Source organism: Limnofasciculus baicalensis BBK-W-15 (assembly GCF_024178385.1).
Taxonomy (GTDB): Bacteria; Cyanobacteriota; Cyanobacteriia; order Cyanobacteriales; family Coleofasciculaceae; genus Limnofasciculus; species Limnofasciculus baicalensis.
In genome coordinates, this window is record NZ_JAMZMM010000596.1 from 1 (window position 1) to 2,485 (window position 2,485).

2 protein-coding genes are annotated in these 2,485 nt (G+C 40.9%); both read right to left on the minus strand.

Annotated features, from left to right (window positions below; translation table 11 throughout):
• Positions 1–51: 51 nt before the first annotated feature.
• A complete protein-coding gene (locus tag NJ959_RS28525) occupies positions 52–1,296 on the minus strand; it encodes a glycosyltransferase family 4 protein (RefSeq protein WP_254015140.1) in 1,245 nt (414 codons plus the stop codon).
• Positions 1,293–2,426 carry a glycosyltransferase gene (locus NJ959_RS28530; RefSeq protein WP_254015141.1) on the minus strand — a complete coding sequence of 378 codons (1,134 nt, stop codon included), beginning with the start codon at positions 2,424–2,426 and terminating at the stop codon, positions 1,293–1,295. Before NJ959_RS28530 ends, NJ959_RS28525 begins: the two co-directional genes overlap by 4 nt.
• Positions 2,427–2,485: the final 59 nt, after the last annotated feature.

Consider the following 2,485-nt stretch of genomic DNA (forward strand, 5'->3'; position numbering starts at 1 on the left):
TTCTTGGAGAGCAACCACTGTACCTGTACTCAGGTCAGTGGCGGGAGGATGTCACTCGATCTTTGTCTTGTCTGATCGAAGAGCAACAATTTCTTGATAGAGTTGGTCAAAAAACTTGCCCTTTTCCTGCCAATCATAGACTTCTTTTACCCTTTTCTGCCCTCCCTTACCTAAATTTATCAGTAATTCTGGCTCATTGGCTAAACGAATCATCGCCTTGGCTAAATCTTCTACTGCTTTATCGGGATTGCCACCAGTAATTTTAAAGCCTGTTTCTTCAGTAACCTGAGTAGCTGGTCCTCCTAAATCTAAACATAGTATTGGTCTTCCTGCCGCCATTGCCTCTAAGCATACCCAACCTCCAGAGTCATGGAGGCTAGGATGAACCAGTACATGACAATCTTTTAGCTTAGACAGGCTTTCTTTCCGTGGCAAACGTCCCCATAATGTAACTTGATGGGCAATCCCTAATTCCTGGGCAAGTTCCTCAAGGCGCTGCTCTTCTGGACCATCTCCGAGAATCCAGTATTCTGCATTTTCCAGTTTAGCTTTCGCGAAGGCTCGCAAACCCAAGTGAAAGCCTTTCCAATGTAAAAGTCGCCCCATACTGATAAACCTGATGGGTGTCAAACTGGGTAGAGGAAAGTTTCCCAAAGATTCTATTTCTTCAATAGTTAGCCCCGATTCACTGCAAATAGTAACTTTGCTAACTCCGAGAAGGTATAATTTTTCTGCTGTATCTTTAGTGGTTGCCAAAGCCAAAACACAACGCCTAGCAGTTAACTGGACAAATGGATCTTTTTCTCCCACCCAATGGGCTAAATCTCTTAATAGTTCATAAACTTTGCCACGGGGACTAAAATCTTGCCAGAAGGATCTTGGGGCATCCTCCCCACCACCAACTGGTCCCCAAAGGAATGGTACTGGTAAAAGTGACAGGAAACTCGGTCCCCAATACTTAACATAAGTGACATGGTGAACTAGATCGAAGTTAATTTCCTGTTTGAGTTTTACTGCCTCAAAATACGCTTGAATCTGCCATAAATAATAATGGAATTGAACTCCGGTTTGTTTGGAGCGCCAATCATTAGTCCAGTTAAAGGGATCGAAGTAAATAAACTTTAAGTTGGGGATGGGATTGCGGGCTATTTCTGCCTCAATACCTGGGCGGTGGGCAATGCGAGTTAATACCCAGACTTCTTGATATTTTGCGATCGCAGTTGCCATACTCCAGCCTACTCCAGGCTCAGATCCCAAACCAGGCTCACAGGCATAGGCAGATAGAAGAACTTTCATCGATATAGCACCTGATAATGTTTTAGTGTAGTAGCTGCAATATTATGCCAATTCAAATATTCTATAACATATTTTCGTCCTTTTAAACCCATTTTTTGCCATTCTGAACGACGTTGAATAAGTTCTATTAAACCTTCTTTAATAGAGGATACTTCTGGCTTAACCACTACACCACAACCACTTGCCTGAACATGTGGCGCATTTCCACTAGTTTCTGAAACTAATAATACCCTACCCGCTGCCATTGCTTCCAAACCTGAGTTGGCAAATCCCTCAAACCGTGAAGGGAGGCAAAAGATATCATATTTTGCGATAATAGATGAGGCTGAGTTATGATAGTCTGGTTCAAGAAAAGAAACTTTTTCCGATATTGAAAGTTCTTTAGCTTTCTGTTCTAAATTAATTCTATCTCCTCCATCTGATCCTTGAAGCACTAATTTAGTATTTTCTCTCTCATCCATTTGTGCCAAGGCATCAAACAAGAGATCTAATCCTTTATGATTAGCGTCTATCCTACCAAAAAAGAACAGTTTTGGTGTCTCATTTTGATGCCACTTTAATGAAGATTCTGATGGCATATCTTCGGTGAAAAAGCCATTGGGCACTTCTATGACTGGAGTTTCAACTCCCAAAGGCTTCAACCACTGGGCTTGACGACTATCCTGTAATTGAAGGGCTTTAGCTTGTTTTAGCATCTTTTTTTCAAATAGATACCAGTAAGGCCATTTTATATGGGGATTTTTCCAGAATAATGAGGGATGGTAGACGCTACGGGGGGACATTATATAAGGTATTGAATATTTTTTGAGAATACGCGATACCGAATAAACACCGGGATGAAATAGTCCGTTGATAATTACTATACTAGTTTTTTCTATTTTGTCACTAATGTATTGTTTTAAACTGTCAGCAATTTTAAATGTCAGTTTTTCGTGAGGATTGGCAAAGCATTCTATTTTGTATCCGGTATTAGTTTGAAATGAACTTGGTGTCTGCCTTTCACAGAGTATGGTTACTTCTTCTCCACAGGCGACTAAGCCTGATGCAAATCCGTGTGTGCTTTTGCTCGGACCATCAATTAAGTTATTACCATCAGGTGGGAAGTGTTTGAGATAAAGATATATTTTCATAGTTGGTTGTTGGTTGTTTGTTGTTGGTTATTGGTTGTTTGTCATTCCCCACTCCCTAC